Below are 13,986 nucleotides of genomic sequence, written 5' to 3' on the forward strand. Positions count from 1 at the left end.
TTAAGTCTTCTGCTTTTGCTTTCTAGCTGCAGGAAATAAAATATTGTTTAAAATCAAACGATAGCCCGGTGATGTAGGGTGAAGTTTTAATTCTGTAGGTGGATCTCCTACCCTATGCTGGTAATCTTCTGGATCGTGACCACCATAAAAAGTGAAAAAGCCTTTACCTCGTATTCCGTGTAAGTATTTAACCTCGCCGTTTGATTTATTTTCAGCGAGAACTAGTACATTCTTTTTTACTTCTTCTCTTGTGTAACTGGTAGTTTGCCCCATAAACCCTTTTACTAGCGAAGTATGATTTTGATTGAGCATGGTTGGAATAGGGTCCCATTTGGCGCTAAAATCCATCAAAGTAAAGTAGTCCAACTCCTTTGCTACCTTACGTTTAGTAGTCATATCTATACTACTAAACTCATAAACCATGGGAGAACGTTCCAGTAAAAAATCAGTAAAAGCAAAAGTTTTATTGAAATCAATCTTTGACTGGTAATCTGGTTCACTAGCATCACCATCAAACATGGGTTCGCAAATATCAACATCTTCTGCTGCTAGCGCTATATCAAAGCTATCTGTAGCACTGCACATGGCAAACATAAAACCACCACCTATTACATAATCTCTTATCTTTTTTGCTACGGCAAGTTTTGCCTCACTTACTTTGTTATATCCCAGCTCTGCAGCCAGTTCTTCTGCTTCCTTCTTTTCTTGAATGTACCACGGCGCAGTTCTAAAGCTGCGATAAAATTTACCATACTGTCCTGTAAAATCCTCATGATGCAAGTGCAACCAGTCATACAATAACAATTCATCATTTAAAACTTCTTTATCATAGACCTTGGTATATGGAATTTCGGCATAAGTAAGTACCATGGTAACCGCATCATCCCAAGGTTGTTTTCCTGTAGGAGTATATACTGCAATTTTAGGTGCCTTCTCTAGCACCACTTCTTGCATATTTTGCGACGGGCTAGCAATGAATTCAAGGATTTGTGCTGTCTCGCCTTCATTTAATGATTCGTAACTTACCCCACGTATAGTAAGTTCTTTTTTTATCCCATCAGTTTCTGGAATTAAGAAGGAACCACCTCTATAATTAAGTAACCATTTAACTTTTATACCTTGTTCAAGCACCCAATAAGCCGTTCCATAGGCTTTTAAATGATCTTTTTGAGTATCGGCATCCATGGGAACCAGAACATATTGCGCATGAGAAAACAGACCAATTAGGCATAAAAGAATACAACTTATATAATTTTTAATCATGGTAACCTATTCAAGTTTAAGATTGGAGAACTCGTCATGTCAAGATGGAATTTTTAGTGTACGCTTTCGCGAAAGCGTAATTAAACTAAACTCTATCGTGCCGCATGAGCACAGCTTCATAATCCATGCCGAAATCTCTCAACTGGTACTAAAATACAAATAGGATACGAGAAATGAATTGTAATTTCTAAAAAGCTAGATCGTCATTATCAATTCCAAAAGCATCTCCTGGATTGGAAGGTCTTATTCCTGCATTATCAGATTTAAATGTATCGTCATTTGCTGCATTCATTTTGGAACCAATTTCCTGTGGCGATGAGAAGAAATCGTCCAAGTTATCGAACTTACCAAATTTACCTAAGAATTTCAATCGTATGCTATCAGTAGCACCATTACGGTGTTTTGCTACAATAAATTCACCTTGGTCTTTGGTAGGTCCACGATCATCATCATCCCATTCTTCTAGACCATAATACTCGGGTCTATAAATGAAAGAAACGATATCGGCATCTTGCTCGATGGCTCCAGATTCCCTAAGGTCTGAAAGTAATGGTCGTTTTGTACCACCACGAGATTCAACAGCACGAGATAACTGTGACAATGCAATTACAGGCACGTTAAGTTCTTTGGCCAGGGCTTTAAGGTTACGAGAAATAGTTGATATTTCTTGCTCACGATTACCACCTTTACTGTTTGTTTGTGCGGTCATTAATTGCAAGTAATCAATCATGATAAGCTTGATACCGTATTGTGATGCTAGACGGCGACATTTTGCTCTAAGGTCAAAAATGGATAACGATGGAGTGTCATCTATATAAATAGGAGCTTGTTCAAGATCTTTAACCTTTACATTAAGTTGTTCCCATTCATAGCTCTCTAATTTACCAGTACGTAGCTTTTCTGAACTTAATCCAGTTTCGGCGGAAATAAGACGTGTAATAAGCTGTACCGAGCTCATCTCTAAAGAAAAGAAAGCTACAGGAGTATTAGACCCAATCGCAATATTACGAGCCATACTTAAAGTAAAGGCTGTTTTACCCATACCTGGACGTGCTGCGATAATAATTAAATCACTAGGTTGCCAACCACTGGTTAATTTGTCCAGATCAGTAAATCCTGTAGGAATTCCACTTAATCCATCGCGGTTTGCAATTTCTTCTATTTTTTGTTTTGCCTGTCGTACGAGATCCATCGCTGTCTCGGTACTTTTTCTAATATTACCTTGGGTGACCTCATATAATTTAGATTCGGCAGTATCCAGCAAGTCAAATACATCGGTAGATTCTTCATAGGCATCTTCAATAATTTCTGAAGAAATCGAAATAAGCTGCCTTTGAATGTGTTTCTGTAGGATAATACGGGCATGATATTCAATGTGCGCTGTTGAGCTCACTAATTGACTTAATTGCACCAAGTAATGATCACCGCCAACTGCTTCAATACGTTCTTGCTTGCGTAATTGACTGCTTACGGTTAATAAGTCAATAGGTTTACCTTCTTTGAAAAGAATATCAATCGCTTCAAAGATGTGTTGATGGCTTTTTTGGTAAAAAACCTCTGGTGAAAGCAGGTCAATTACCTCATCTACACCTTTACCATCAATCATCAACGCACCTAGCACAACACGCTCTAAATCAACAGCTTGTGGTGGTATCTTACCTTTTTCAAGGGCGATAACCGGACTGTTTCCAGAGATTTTATTAGAACGTACTTGTATTTTTTCCATAGTTTTCAAAGGTAGTTTTTAAAGTAGGTTTATACTAGCTAGTCTATTCACCATTAACTAACAATCGTGTTTAAAAAGCATTTAATAACCTGTTAATAAGGTACAAAAAATTTTGTTAAATAGGAAGTTTACACTAGCTCAAAAAAAAATGTGATTTTTCTATATTACTATTTGTAGTTGATAACTTCTTTATTGAAAAAAAGCGCAAAAAAAGACGCCTTTATTTTCATAAAAGCGCCTAATATTTATGAGTTAAGAATTATCCTTTATACACACCCATATCAGCATATTTATCCATACGCTGCTCTACAAGTTTACTGGATTCTAATTCTTTTAATTCTGTGTAATGTCTCGTTATACAGTCTGCCACCGATTTGAAGATAGCATCACGATCTCGGTGTGCACCACCTAGAGGTTCTTTAAGTACCTCATCTACAAGCTTCATCTTTTTCATGTCGGTACTGGTAAGTTTAAGAGCCTCGGCAGCTTGTTCTTTATATTCCCAACTGCGCCATAAGATTGATGAACAACTTTCTGGTGAAATAACGGAATACCACGTGTTTTCTAGCATTACAACTCTATCTCCTACTCCTATTCCTAGTGCTCCACCACTTGCTCCTTCTCCTATAATCATTACGATAATAGGCACTTTAAGTCGTGTCATTTCAAGGATATTGCGTGCAATTGCCTCACCTTGACCACGTTCTTCTGCTTCAAGACCTGGATAAGCACCTGGAGTATCGATTAATGCCACTACAGGAATCCCGAATTTCTCGGCACTTTTCATTAAACGTAACGCTTTTCTATAACCTTCAGGATTTGCCATTCCAAAGTTACGGTACTGTCTTGTTTTAGTATTATAACCCTTTTGTTGACCTATAAACATATAGGACTGGTCTCCTATTTTACCCAGACCACCAATCATGGCTTTATCATCCTTTACATTACGATCTCCATGAAGTTCTAACCAAGTATCACCGCAAATGGCTTTAATATAGTCAAGTGTATAAGGGCGATTAGGGTGACGTGATATTTGAACACGTTGCCACGGGCTTAGGTTTTTGTAAATCTCTTTACGAGTGGCCTTAATCTTTTTTTCTATTTTTTTAACCGTATCAGTCACATCAACCTCACTTCCTTCTCCTATCTCAAGTGTTTGCTTGTACTTGTCTTCTAGTTCCTTAATCGGTAATTCAAAATCTAAATATTCCATTATCCTTTTGGACTTTATAATTCGAAAAACAAATGTAGTAAAACTTAAAGTGAATAACGATGAGTTTTTTGGATTTGGGAACGGTTGTAAAACCCTGAAAAAGTCTTTAATAGATAATTCAAGACTATATCGGTTTTTAAAAACACTTATAAAGATGTCAAATATTAAACTACACTAGGAAGTTTTATTGACTTATTTGTTTCTTTTTAAGTCTTGTTTTTATGATACCATTTGCTATAATAACAAGTAGAATCACTACAGCACCTAAATAAAACTCGGGTGTCATTTGCTCTTGCTCTTTGAAAATAAAATAGGCAAGTAAAATTCCGTAAACCGGTTCTAGGTTAATGGTAAGCATCACCGTATAAGCACTTAATACTTTCATTACTTTAACGCTGGCAATAAAGGCATAGGCTGTACACACGGAAGCTAGAATTCCCAACCATAACCAATCGTAAACAGACAATGCTACTGGAGCTACAAAGTCTATTGGTAATATCAAGAAAAATAAAGAGAGTAGAACGACACCACTGGCCAGCTCATAAAAAGAAATAACGGTAGGATTATAAACTTTGGCCCAACTTACATTCATAATACTGAAAACAGCGCTTAACAGTGCACTTGTCAATCCTAGCAAGATCCCTTCTATATAATTACTTTCTACCGTGAATATGTAATATAATGCTCCAATAATTATAATCCCGAAGATTAATTCGTAGCCAACAAATTTTTTAGGTGTAAATAGAGGTTCTAACAAGGCCGTGAAAAAGGCTCCTGTACTCATCATTGCCAAACAGATGGACACATTAGAAACTTTAATGGCACCAAAAAAAGTAACCCAGTGTAAGGCTATTACACAACCTGCTAAGCAGAATGATAGAATACGCTTTCGCGAAAGCGTATTAACTCCATCTCCTAGTAACGAGATCCCTTTAATCTTTATATAGATAAAAATAAAAATCACCGCTAGCAACATACGGTACCAAACCAAAGGAATGGAATCAATACTTATAAGAGCTCCTAAAACAGCGGTAAAACCCCAAATAAAAACAATGAGGTGTAAATGAAGATAATTAACTACTCTATCGTCTGGCATTACGCAATAAAAATATAGCTACAATTGCAAAAAATATATTTGGAAACCACACTGCAAACCACGGATTAAATGTGCTTTTCTCTGCAATGGTTCCAAAAACTTTGTCTAGAAATACGTAGGTCATAGCGATTACTAACCCTATGGCAAGATTCATTCCCATTCCTCCACGTTTTTTTACACTACTTACCGCAACGGCTATAAGGGTAAAAATAAAGGCGCTTACAGGTATGCTAGTACGCTTGTACTTTTCTACATAGTATAAGTTCATGTTAGCGTTACCTCGTTTTTCTTCTTGTTTTATAAATTCATTCAGTTCCCAGAAATTTTTAGTTTCGGCTACATATTCTACTGGTGTAAGTTCATCAATTTCAAAAGGTAAAAGAGTGTCGTACTTACCGTATTGTTCGATTTTTTCACTGTTTTCAAGAATAATACGTTTTTTAAAACTTGTGAGCGTATAGGAAGTGTCGTTAAACTGAATACTACTAGCAGAAATTTTAAATTTAAGTGAGTCAGCTTCAAAATGTTCTAGGGTGAAATTGTAGCCCTTTTTTCTTGAAGGCTGGTAATTACTCACATAGATGTACTCATTATCATTAATTTGACGATAAACATCAGATGTTTTTTGACTATCTGTTCGTTTAAAGTACTTGTATTGATATTCATTAAATCCTTGAGCGGCATTAGGAACCAAAAAAGAACTAAACAACAAGGCTCCTGTACAAACTATCGTTGCACCAATTATGTATGGCTTAAGGAATCTATTGAATGAAACTCCAGAACTTAAAAATGCAATAACTTCTGTGTTATTAGCCAATTTTGATGTAAAAAACATCGTAGAAATAAACAGAAATAAAGGAAATAAAAAATTTGAAAAATAAATAGTAAAATCCAGAAGGTACCACAAGGTCTCGTCAAGTGGTGCATTTTTACTAAGTATCTTTCCCACTTTTTCTGCAAGGTGCACTGTAACCATTATCGGTAGGAATAACGATAACAGCAGGATAAATGAACCTAAATACCTTTTTAATATGTATTTATCTAAAATATTCAATACTATAATCTATTGTCCATTTGTTTTACCATTTTATCCTTCCAGGTTCTAAAATCACCAGCAAGTATGTGTTTTCTCGCCTCGCGCATGAGCCATAGATAAAAAGTAAGATTGTGCAAGGTACATATTTGTTTACCTAGCATTTCATTAACGGTAAAAAGATGTCTTACGTATGCCTTGCTATAATATTGATCTACCCAAGCAGTACCATGCTCATCTAGTGGTGAGAAATCATCGGCCCACTTTTTATTTTTTACATTCATGGTACCATTGACTGTAAAAATCATACCATTTCGTGCATTACGAGTAGGCATTACACAGTCAAACATATCTACACCTAGCGCCACATTTTCCAATAAATTTATAGGAGTACCTACACCCATTAGGTAACGCGGTTTATCTTTTGGAAGAATAGCTGTTACCACCTCGGTCATAGCATACATTTCTTCAGCTGGTTCACCTACTGACAAACCACCTATAGCATTACCTGGCTGATCAGCATTGGCAATAAATTCAGCACTTTGAGCTCTTAAATCTTTATACGTACTACCTTGTACAATAGGAAACAAGGTTTGGTTATAACCATATTTACTAGGAGTATTGTGAAAATGATCGATACATCTTTTTAACCATCTATGGGTCATGTGCATGGATCGACGAGCATAATTGTAATCGCAAGGATAAGGAGTACATTCATCAAATGCCATGATGATGTCTGCACCAATGGTACGTTGAATATCCATAGCGCTTTCTGGTGTAAAGAAGTGGTAAGAACCATCGATATGTGATTTAAATTTCACTCCAGCTTCTTTAATTTTTCTATTTGCACTCAAGGAATAAACTTGATAACCACCAGAATCTGTAAGAACTGGTCTATCCCAATTCATAAATTTATGAACACCACCGGCCTTTTCTAGAATTTCAGTTCCTGGTCGCAAATACAAGTGGTAGGTATTTGCCAGAATTATATCTGGATTAACCACATCTTTAAGTTCGTTTTGATGTAAACCCTTGACTGTTGCAAGGGTTCCTACAGGCATAAATATGGGCGTTTCAATTGCACCATGGTCAGTGTGAACTACACCAGCCCTAGCCTGGCTGTTAGGATCGTTATGTAATAAGTCAAATTTCATGCGTGGCAAAGATAGGTTTTAACGTGATTTATACGACTAGTTAATTCAATTCATCTAAGTTAAAGACCGTTTAAAAGAATAATCGAGTCTTTAACTTTCCGAGATTCTATTAAATTGTTTGCTACTCGTTAATAATTGACTGTGCAAAATTCGTAAAAAGGAAGATTAGAAACGTACTTTTGCAGTATCATCAAATTAAACAATTAAAATGGCTGATATACAGCAATTAAAAGACATCGTAACCCAAGTACGCCGCGACATAGTACGACAGGTTCATGCAGTAAATAGTGGTCACCCAGGTGGATCCCTAGGCTGTGCAGAGTTTATCGTTACTCTCTATAATGAGATCATGGATCACGATCCAGATTTTAGTATGGATGGAGTTAATGAAGATTTATTTTTCTTATCAAACGGGCACATATCTCCCGTTTACTACAGTGTCCTTGCGAGAGCTGGATATTTCCCTGTAGAAGAGTTAAATACTTTTAGAAAACTAAACACTCGCCTACAAGGACATCCTACCACTCATGAAGGTCTACCAGGTATACGCATTGCTAGTGGTTCACTAGGACAAGGAATGAGTGTAGCTATAGGTGCCGCTCTTGCAAAAAAATTGAATAACGATGACAAAACCGTATTCAGTTTGCATGGTGATGGCGAACTTCAAGAAGGTCAAATTTGGGAAGCTGCCATGTACGCTAGTGCAAATCATGTAGACAATTTAATCGCTACAATCGATGTAAATGGTCAACAAATTGATGGCTCTACCGATGCTGTATTATCACTAGGTGATCTGAAAAATAAATTTGAGGCTTTTGGTTGGGAAGTACTTACCATAGAAAAAGGAAATGATATTGAAGCTGTGGTAAATGGAGTACGTGAGGCTATTTCGCTTTCGCGAAAGCGAAAACCTATTTGCATCCTACTTCACACTGAAATGGGTAATGGTGTAGATTTTATGATGGGATCACACAAATGGCATGGAGTAGCACCTAATGATGAGCAATTAGAAAGTGCTCTTGCTCAAAACCCAGAAACTTTAGGAGATTACTAATCAAAATCTGTTCACCATTATGAAAGTTTACGAAAACACAGGAAATAAGGATACAAGATCAGGTTTTGGAGCTGGTCTTACTGAACTAGGAAATAAAAATGAGAATGTAGTGGCTCTTTGCGCCGATCTTACAGGATCATTGAAAATGAATGAATTTGCAAATCAGCACCCAAACCGTTTCTACCAAGTAGGAATTGCAGAAGCCAATATGATGGGTATCGCTGCTGGTTTAACAATAGGTGGTAAAATTCCTTTTACAGGAACATTTGCTAACTTTTCAACGGGTCGTGTTTATGACCAAATCAGACAAAGCATCGCTTATTCTGATAAGAATGTAAAAATTTGTGCATCACACTCTGGTCTTACACTAGGAGAAGATGGTGCTACACACCAAATTCTTGAAGACATCGGTCTTATGAAAATGCTTCCAGGAATGACTGTAATAAACACTTGTGATTACAATCAGACAAAGGCAGCAACGATTGCTATCGCAGATCATCATGGACCTGTTTACCTTAGGTTTGGACGACCTAAAGTAGCTAACTTTACTCCAGAAAACGGAAGCTTTAAAATTGGAAAAGCTGTTCATTTACAAGATGGAAAAGATGTCACTATAGTGGCAACTGGACATTTAGTTTGGGAAGCTCTAGAAGCTGCTAAAGAATTAAATGAAAAAGGTATATCTGCCGAGGTGATTAATATTCACACCATTAAACCTTTAGATGAAAAAGCTATTTTAGATTCAGTAAAGAAAACAGGTTGTATCGTAACAGCAGAAGAACACAATTATCTAGGTGGACTAGGAGAAAGTGTTGCACGCACACTTGCACAGCACCATCCTACACCACAAGAATTTGTTGCTACTCAAGACACCTTTGGAGAAAGTGGAACTCCTGCTCAATTACTTGAAAAATATGGCTTAAATGCTGCAAATATCGCAGCCAAAGCTCAACAGGTAATTAAGCGCAAGTAATTGTAATTACCACTATTATAAAACTGTATCTAATAGTAATTACTTTTAGATACAGTTTTTCTTTTTAAAACCTATAAGCAACTTTAGGAATCAAAGTCCAAGATGTCAAGTTTTTCGTTATTCCACGCTCCATTTTAAAGGGTGTATATTGTAAATCTATGGATATAAACAATACACTCGAATCCTTAAACTCAAAGTTATAACTTAAAGAACTGAGTGCTAAAAAGGAATTTATACTGCTGTAATCAAGCCCTTGTGCAGCGCTATTAGTAACAGGATCTATAAAGATTGAAGCCATCCCCATTCCAAATCCTAAATCCAATGCAGAAGACGGATAGCTTAATAACGTCTTATTTAATCTTAGTGAAGCATTTAATATAGTTGTGGCTTCTATTTCCTCATTTCTTTGTTCGCCTTGTAAAAGAAAATAGTTGTTTTGCTGCGGCACTACTAATTGTAATACAGCCTCTATGCTTCGGTGTTTTCTTGAGTTTGGAAACTGAAGAGATATTTCAAAAGAAGGAGACACATCAATAAATTGCCCTAATTCTGACGATGGAATATACGCACCTACTCCAACCTTCAAAAATGGGGTTTCTATTGGCAAGGAATTCGGATTTTGGTTAGTCTGGGCATTAACCAAAGAATGATTAGAGATAATTAAGATTATAATGATGACTAAATTTTTCATGACTACTAGTTTAAAATTCGTGAGTAAAACTATGAGTCATCTTGTCCTATTTAATTTGATTAAATAGAAAAGAAAAATTTTGAAACTTGTGTTTTTTACAAACTCAACTCAAAAAAAAATCTACCTGTTGGTAGATTTTTTTATTCTATTTATGAGTCTGCATCTAGATAATCTGGGATTCCGTCACCGTCACTATCTCGTGCATCATCTGGATTTGTATTACCATCAGGATCTGCATTTTCCTGACTAGTTGGGATCCCATCACCATCGTCGTCTGGATCTAAATAATCAGGAACACCATCACCATCAGTATCTACTGCATCTCCAGGTAAAAAGTTACCATCAGGATCTGGGTTTTCAAATCTATTTTGAATTCCATCACCGTCTAAATCAATATTCACTTCGTCTGCATCAAGGTAGCCTGGTATTCCATCACCGTCTAAATCTTCTGCATCATCAGGATTCCCATCACCGTTAGGGTCTGCATTTTCAAAGATGGTACCTACTCCATCCCCATCGTCATCACGATCCTCAAAGTTTGCAATACGATCGCTGTCCGTATCATCATTAGTAGTTGTGATCAATTCATCATTATTAGGATCCTCATATCTAGATAAAATACCATCATTATCATGATCATTGATTTTAACAGCATGAACTTTGAAAGTAAAAAGTAAAGGCGAATATGCAGGAATTCCAGTAGGAGAACTATTAAAATAGGCAATACCACTAGGCATAAAAACTGCACCTATACCACTACCGTCAAAGGTAATAGTACCATCGGGATTTGCCGTTACCGATTGAGAACCCTTAAATTCTTGTGCTGCTCTAGCAAAACCTTCAATAGATCTAGGTAAATCAAACCAAATTGGGTTTTGTGCAGCATCAAATAAAGTATTATCCAATAGTCTACCTTCATAACTCACTAAAGCGCTATCTGCATAAGTTATTTGTGGATCACTAGGATTACCTTCTCTTAATTTAAGTAAGTAATAAGTATAATTAACTCCTTCTCGTTCTATAGTACGAGTTTCGACCTGATTAATAAGTGGTGTTTGAGTAGAAGGATCGTCGATTTCTCTCAAAATAATGTCAACGTCATTGGTAGGGCTAGCTGCAAAATCATCTTCATTATAATAATGGGTTTGTAGATAATCTAAAAGCGCCGCTTGATCTTCTAGATCTACTTCGTCTCTATCTCGTATTTGAATACCTGTATCATCGTCGTCATTATTACATGCAAAAACCGCAAGTACAAAACCAGCTAATAAGCCTAGTCTTAAAAGTTTTTTCATCATACTTTTTTTATTAGTGGTCAAAGATAGCATTTCTCGCTATTTTTGTTGTGTTAACGAGTGATAATAAGACATCTTATGCGAGTAGATAAATTTTTGTGGTCTGTACGATACTTTAAAACACGTAGCAAAGCAACTGATGCCGCAAAAAAGGGTCGTATAAAAGTGAATGATGTAGCTGTAAAACCGTCTAGAGATATCTATCCTGGAGATTTAATCACCTTGCGTAAAGATCAAATTGAATATAAAGTAGAAGTTATAGACCTACCGGCTAATCGGGTAGGTAACAAATTAGTTGATCTTTATAGAGTAGATCGTACACCAAAGGAAAATTTTGAAGCTCGCGATTTAGTTAACCTCAGCCAAGATTACTACCGCCGTAAAGGAGAAGGAAGACCTACAAAAAAAGACAGACGTGATTTAACTGATTTACTTAATCAAGAAGAGGAGTAACATGGAATTAGATCAACGATACTGGAATGATAGATACCTGAATAATACCGCAAAATGGGATTTGGGTCAAATTTCAACTCCAATTAAAGAATATGTTGATGGAATCACTAATAAAAATGTAAAGATTCTAATACCTGGCGCAGGGAATTCATACGAGGCCGAGTACCTACATAAAATAGGATTTAGCGATATTACCGTTATTGATATAGCCAGTGAACCTCTTTTAAATTTAGAAAGTAGACTCCCAAAGTCTCATAACCTTAAACTCATTAAAGAAAATTTCTTTAATCATCAGGGAAACTATGATTTAATTATCGAACAAACGTTTTTATGCGCATTGGAATTACGCTTTCGCGAAAGCTACCCTATTAAAATGAGTGATTTACTCAACAGCAATGGAATACTTGCAGGTGTTTTATTTACTATAGATAAGAATCGAAGTGAACCTCCTTTTGGCGGAACAATGGAAGAATATCGTAAATTATTTGAACCACTATTTAAAATAGAGACATTAGAACCTTGTTACAACTCTGTTCCAGACAGAAAAAACAAAGAAGTGTTTATACAATTTAAAAAGAAATGAATACAATTTTAACACACGATCAAGTTCAACATAAAATTCGCCGAATCGCTTTTCAAGTCGCAGAAGTATTTTATGAAGAGCATGAAATAATACTTGCAGGAATTAAAGGGCAAGGCTTCCAATTTGCCTCGCTTTTGAAAGCTCAATTAGATTCTATACTACAAGGAACAGTAACTATATGTGAAGTGAAAATTGATAAGAAAAATCCTCTATCTCCTATTTCTACTTCTCTAGATTCAAACTTATATAAAGATAAAGTTGTGGTCTTATGTGATGATGTTCTAAATAGTGGATCCACCTTAATATATAGTGTAAAACATTTCTTAGACACTCCCATCAAAAAAATGAAAACTGCTGTACTTGTGGATCGTAATCATAAAAGATACCCTGTAAAAGCTGATTTTAAAGGAATTTCATTATCTACAAATTTAAAGGAACACGTTGAAGTTTTCTTTGATTCTAATGACAGTAAAGTCTTACTAAAATAATAGAGCAACAATCTCTCGAGAAATATCGTCGATTGTCTTATTATCGGTATTAATTTGATGCTGGGCTTTAGAATAATACTGCCTGCGTTCAAATAGATGTTTTCCAATAAACTCCATAAGTTCATTTTTATCGGATATAGAGGACAATAACGGTCGTTTATTCATTTCCTCGTATAATCGACTAGTCAAACTAGGAATACTAGCTTGTAAATAGATAGTAATATGTCCTAATTGATTGAGGTATTCCATATTGTTGTAATAACAAGGAGTACCTCCACCTAAAGAAATAATTTGATATGTACTAGATTCAGCTAACTCGGTTAAATACGTACGTTCTATTTTCCTAAAATGAATAGCTCCTTTTTCTTGGAATATTGAATTGATACGTTTTTGCTCCATCTTTTCTATATAGTCATCTAGATCTATTTGATCCATTCCTGTTAATTGACTTAATTTTTGGGCAATCGTACTTTTACCGCTACCCATGTATCCTAAAAGAAAAATTTTTTTCATTCTCAAAACCTTGATTATTAAAGGGATTCAAATTTGTTTCAAAATTAATTCAAAAAGTTGTTTGTAAATCAATAATAGGTAGTATATTTGCACCCGCAAACGCGCAATGACTTGGTAGCTCAGCTGGTAGAGCATCACACTTTTAATGTGAGGGTCCTGGGTTCGAACCCCAGCCAAGTCACAGATTTTTCAAAAACAAAAGCTCTATTTTCATAGGGCTTTTTTTCTACCCGGGTGCTGAAATTGGTAGACAGGCACGGTTGAGGGCCGTGTGCACTAGTTGCGTGTGGGTTCAAGTCCCATCCCGGGTACTTAAAGTCCTTATCAAATACGATAAGGATTTTTTTTTGACCCATTTTTAATTTTTAATGTTGATTATAGAACAAAAGGTTAAACAAATTACAAAGTACTGTTTAAAGTACTTTATTTTTGTTTAACTTTACCATCGTTA

Annotated in this window: 15 protein-coding genes and 2 tRNA genes; 8 read left to right on the forward strand and 9 right to left on the reverse strand. The window is 35.9% G+C overall.

Annotated features, from left to right (window positions below; all coding sequences use genetic code 11):
* The gene (locus HCN53_RS04420; RefSeq protein ID WP_167343249.1) at nt 1-1,185 is read right to left on the reverse strand and encodes an asparagine synthetase B; all 1,185 of its coding nucleotides are present in this window, start codon (nt 1,183-1,185) and stop codon (nt 1-3) included.
* Nucleotides 1,186-1,261: 76 nt separating this feature from the next.
* Here HCN53_RS04420 and HCN53_RS04425 point away from each other — a divergent pair, with 76 nt between their 5' ends.
* On the forward strand, nt 1,262-1,426 hold the full coding sequence (locus HCN53_RS04425; RefSeq protein ID WP_167342153.1) for a hypothetical protein: 165 nt from the start codon (nt 1,262-1,264) through the stop codon (nt 1,424-1,426).
* Between the two features lie 24 nt (nt 1,427-1,450).
* Here the strand turns inward: HCN53_RS04425 and dnaB are convergent, their stop codons facing one another.
* The 5 genes from dnaB to tgt all read right to left on the reverse strand — a co-directional run bounded on the left by dnaB (nt 1,451) and on the right by tgt (nt 7,485).
* On the reverse strand, nt 1,451-2,989 hold the full coding sequence (gene dnaB / locus HCN53_RS04430; protein ID WP_042279399.1) for a replicative DNA helicase: 1,539 nt from the start codon (nt 2,987-2,989) through the stop codon (nt 1,451-1,453).
* A 259-nt stretch (nt 2,990-3,248) separates the two neighbouring features.
* Entirely contained in the window at nt 3,249-4,202 is a 954-nt protein-coding gene (locus tag HCN53_RS04435; RefSeq protein ID WP_060524714.1) for an acetyl-CoA carboxylase carboxyltransferase subunit alpha, read from the reverse strand.
* 184 nt (nt 4,203-4,386) lie between these two features.
* Nucleotides 4,387-5,298: a DMT family transporter gene (locus HCN53_RS04440; RefSeq protein ID WP_167342154.1), complete on the reverse strand. Its 912-nt coding sequence runs from the start codon at nt 5,296-5,298 to the stop codon at nt 4,387-4,389.
* Complete coding sequence (locus tag HCN53_RS04445; protein WP_060524710.1) at nt 5,285-6,352, reverse strand: LptF/LptG family permease; 1,068 nt, start codon at nt 6,350-6,352, stop codon at nt 5,285-5,287. Before HCN53_RS04445 ends, HCN53_RS04440 begins: the two co-directional genes overlap by 14 nt.
* Before the next feature lie 2 nt (nt 6,353-6,354).
* Nucleotides 6,355-7,485 carry a tRNA guanosine(34) transglycosylase Tgt gene (gene tgt, locus HCN53_RS04450; protein ID WP_042279403.1) on the reverse strand — a complete coding sequence of 377 codons (1,131 nt, stop codon included), beginning with the start codon at nt 7,483-7,485 and terminating at the stop codon, nt 6,355-6,357.
* A 208-nt stretch (nt 7,486-7,693) separates the two neighbouring features.
* On the opposite strand from tgt, the gene HCN53_RS04455 reads away from it, so the two are divergent.
* Nucleotides 7,694-8,539, forward strand: a complete 846-nt coding sequence (locus HCN53_RS04455) for a transketolase (RefSeq protein WP_167342155.1) — start codon at nt 7,694-7,696, stop codon at nt 8,537-8,539.
* Between the two features lie 19 nt (nt 8,540-8,558).
* Nucleotides 8,559-9,512, forward strand: a complete 954-nt coding sequence (locus HCN53_RS04460; RefSeq protein WP_167342156.1) for a transketolase family protein — start codon at nt 8,559-8,561, stop codon at nt 9,510-9,512.
* 64 nt (nt 9,513-9,576) lie between these two features.
* Here the strand turns inward: HCN53_RS04460 and HCN53_RS04465 are convergent, their stop codons facing one another.
* A complete protein-coding gene (locus tag HCN53_RS04465) occupies nt 9,577-10,203 on the reverse strand; it encodes a hypothetical protein (RefSeq protein WP_167342157.1) in 627 nt (208 codons plus the stop codon).
* Between the two features lie 149 nt (nt 10,204-10,352).
* Nucleotides 10,353-11,498 (reverse strand): FKBP-type peptidyl-prolyl cis-trans isomerase, encoded by a 1,146-nt coding sequence (locus HCN53_RS04470; protein ID WP_167342158.1) that lies wholly within the window; start codon nt 11,496-11,498, stop codon nt 10,353-10,355.
* 78 nt (nt 11,499-11,576) lie between these two features.
* Between HCN53_RS04470 and HCN53_RS04475 the strand changes: the two genes are divergently transcribed.
* The 3 genes from HCN53_RS04475 to HCN53_RS04485 are packed head-to-tail and all read left to right on the forward strand — an operon-like array spanning nt 11,577 to nt 13,022.
* Nucleotides 11,577-11,951 (forward strand): RNA-binding S4 domain-containing protein, encoded by a 375-nt coding sequence (locus HCN53_RS04475; protein ID WP_167342159.1) that lies wholly within the window; start codon nt 11,577-11,579, stop codon nt 11,949-11,951.
* Nucleotide 11,952: 1 nt separating this feature from the next.
* Nucleotides 11,953-12,534 (forward strand): SAM-dependent methyltransferase, encoded by a 582-nt coding sequence (locus tag HCN53_RS04480; protein ID WP_167342160.1) that lies wholly within the window; start codon nt 11,953-11,955, stop codon nt 12,532-12,534.
* Nucleotides 12,531-13,022 (forward strand): phosphoribosyltransferase family protein, encoded by a 492-nt coding sequence (locus HCN53_RS04485; RefSeq protein ID WP_042279412.1) that lies wholly within the window; start codon nt 12,531-12,533, stop codon nt 13,020-13,022. Before HCN53_RS04480 ends, HCN53_RS04485 begins: the two co-directional genes overlap by 4 nt.
* Here HCN53_RS04485 and HCN53_RS04490 read toward each other — a convergent pair.
* Entirely contained in the window at nt 13,014-13,535 is a 522-nt protein-coding gene (locus HCN53_RS04490) for a shikimate kinase (RefSeq protein ID WP_167342161.1), read from the reverse strand. The genes HCN53_RS04485 and HCN53_RS04490 overlap by 9 nt on opposite strands.
* Before the next feature lie 108 nt (nt 13,536-13,643).
* Here HCN53_RS04490 and HCN53_RS04495 point away from each other — a divergent pair.
* Both HCN53_RS04495 and HCN53_RS04500 read left to right on the forward strand, forming a co-directional pair.
* Nucleotides 13,644-13,716 (forward strand) — tRNA-Lys (locus HCN53_RS04495).
* A 47-nt stretch (nt 13,717-13,763) separates the two neighbouring features.
* Nucleotides 13,764-13,846 (forward strand) — tRNA-Leu (locus HCN53_RS04500).
* Nucleotides 13,847-13,986 lie beyond the last annotated feature (140 nt).

Origin of the sequence: Nonlabens sp. SY33080, assembly GCF_011784885.1 — a bacterium.
GTDB lineage: Bacteria > Bacteroidota > Bacteroidia > Flavobacteriales > Flavobacteriaceae > Nonlabens > Nonlabens tegetincola.

Excerpts from the sequence above, each read along its gene's own strand:
- HCN53_RS04420 (WP_167343249.1), bottom strand. The coding sequence starts at position 1,185 with ATGGATGCCGATACTCAAAAAGATCATTTAAAAGCCTATGGAACGGCT.
- HCN53_RS04425 (WP_167342153.1), top strand. The coding sequence starts at position 1,262 with ATGGTAACCTATTCAAGTTTAAGATTGGAGAACTCGTCATGTCAAGAT.
- dnaB (WP_042279399.1), bottom strand. The coding sequence starts at position 2,989 with ATGGAAAAAATACAAGTACGTTCTAATAAAATCTCTGGAAACAGTCCG.
- HCN53_RS04435 (WP_060524714.1), bottom strand. The coding sequence starts at position 4,202 with ATGGAATATTTAGATTTTGAATTACCGATTAAGGAACTAGAAGACAAG.
- HCN53_RS04440 (WP_167342154.1), bottom strand. The coding sequence starts at position 5,298 with ATGCCAGACGATAGAGTAGTTAATTATCTTCATTTACACCTCATTGTT.
- tgt (WP_042279403.1), bottom strand. The coding sequence starts at position 7,485 with ATGAAATTTGACTTATTACATAACGATCCTAACAGCCAGGCTAGGGCT.
- HCN53_RS04455 (WP_167342155.1), top strand. The coding sequence starts at position 7,694 with ATGGCTGATATACAGCAATTAAAAGACATCGTAACCCAAGTACGCCGC.
- HCN53_RS04460 (WP_167342156.1), top strand. The coding sequence starts at position 8,559 with ATGAAAGTTTACGAAAACACAGGAAATAAGGATACAAGATCAGGTTTT.
- HCN53_RS04465 (WP_167342157.1), bottom strand. The coding sequence starts at position 10,203 with ATGAAAAATTTAGTCATCATTATAATCTTAATTATCTCTAATCATTCT.
- HCN53_RS04470 (WP_167342158.1), bottom strand. The coding sequence starts at position 11,498 with ATGAAAAAACTTTTAAGACTAGGCTTATTAGCTGGTTTTGTACTTGCG.
- HCN53_RS04475 (WP_167342159.1), top strand. The coding sequence starts at position 11,577 with ATGCGAGTAGATAAATTTTTGTGGTCTGTACGATACTTTAAAACACGT.
- HCN53_RS04480 (WP_167342160.1), top strand. The coding sequence starts at position 11,953 with ATGGAATTAGATCAACGATACTGGAATGATAGATACCTGAATAATACC.
- HCN53_RS04485 (WP_042279412.1), top strand. The coding sequence starts at position 12,531 with ATGAATACAATTTTAACACACGATCAAGTTCAACATAAAATTCGCCGA.
- HCN53_RS04490 (WP_167342161.1), bottom strand. The coding sequence starts at position 13,535 with ATGAAAAAAATTTTTCTTTTAGGATACATGGGTAGCGGTAAAAGTACG.